Here is a 1278-nt window from a genome sequence, read left to right as displayed (position 1 = left end):
TGAGCTTCCCCCGGTTGTCCGGACACCTCGCCTGAGGTGACCGTTGGTCACCAGGGAGGATGTTCTAGTGCCCGCACCACACCCGCCTGAGTTTCGGCAGCGTGCCGTCGAGTTGGCCCGTCTGGGCGACAAACCGGTCGCCGTGCTGGCGAAGGAGCTCGGGATCAGCGAGTCCTGCCTGCGGAACTGGATGGCCCAGGCCGACACCGACGAGAACGGCTCGGCAACGAGACTGACCAGCGGAGAGAAGAAAGAACTCGCCGAGCTGCGGCGGAAGACCCGGCAGCTTGAGCTGGAGAACGAGATCCTGAAACGCGCGGCGGCGTACTTCGCGCGGGAGAACATCCTCCCAAAGTAAGGTTCCCGCTGGTCCATGAACTCGCCGCGGACGGTATCGATGTCGCGGTGGCCTGCCGGGTCTTGAACGTGTCCCGTTCCGGCTATTACGAATGGCGAGGTCGGCCGGTCTCGGCACGAGACGAGGACAACGCGTTGCTGTTGAAATATATCGAGCAAATCCATGCCGATTCACGGGGCACTTATGGCTCTCCGCGAGTGCATGCGGAATTAACGCTGGGAATCGGGCTGCCGGTCAACCGGAAACGGGTCGAACGACTCATGCGCGAGGCTGGCATCCAGGGCCTCTACCGGCGCCGCCGCTCGTGGACCACAGTCCGGGACCCGCACGCAGACCCCAGCCCGGACCTGGTCAACCGTCAGTTCGCCGTCGATTCCCCGGACCGGCTGTGGATCACCGACATTACCGAGCACCCCACCGAGGAAGGAAAACTCTACTGCGCGGCGGTCATGGACGCCTATTCCCGACTCATCATCGGCTGGTCCATCGCCCACCATATGCGCACCGAACTGGTCACCGACGCGCTCGGCATGGCCATCCTGCGCCGCAACCCAGAGGACAACACCACCATTCTGCATTCCGATCACGGTTCCCAATACACCTCATGGGCGTTTGGGCAGCGACTCCGCGCCGCCGGCCTGCTCGCGTCGATGGGAACGATCGGAGATTGTTACGACAACGCCATGATGGAGTCCTTCTGGGGAACGCTCCAACTCGAAATACTCGACACCAAGCAATGGACAACACGCGACCAGCTTGCCAACGCGATATTCGAATGGATAGAGTGCTGGTACAACCCCAAACGACGTCATTCCAGCATCGGAATGCACGCCCCGGTCACGTTTGAGGCCCTCCACACGCCACCCGACGCGACCACTTGACCCCACACCCGCCGTGTCCGGCGAACGGGGGGAAGCTCA

2 protein-coding genes are annotated in these 1278 nt (G+C 62.8%); both read left to right on the top strand.

Going from position 1 to position 1278, the window contains the following annotated elements:
• The first annotated feature begins 67 nt into the window (after positions 1 to 67).
• The gene (locus tag B0293_RS42285) at positions 68 to 358 is read left to right on the top strand and encodes a transposase (protein WP_005168491.1); all 291 of its coding nucleotides are present in this window, start codon (positions 68 to 70) and stop codon (positions 356 to 358) included.
• 47 nt (positions 359 to 405) lie between these two features.
• A complete protein-coding gene (locus B0293_RS42280) occupies positions 406 to 1239 on the top strand; it encodes an IS3 family transposase (protein ID WP_077241521.1) in 834 nt (277 codons plus the stop codon).
• Positions 1240 to 1278: the final 39 nt, after the last annotated feature.

It is taken from the genome of Amycolatopsis azurea DSM 43854 (genome assembly GCF_001995215.1).
Classification (GTDB): domain Bacteria; phylum Actinomycetota; class Actinomycetes; order Mycobacteriales; family Pseudonocardiaceae; genus Amycolatopsis; species Amycolatopsis azurea.
Note: the sequence above shows the minus strand (reverse complement) of the source record. Positions and strands in the feature narration are given on the sequence as shown.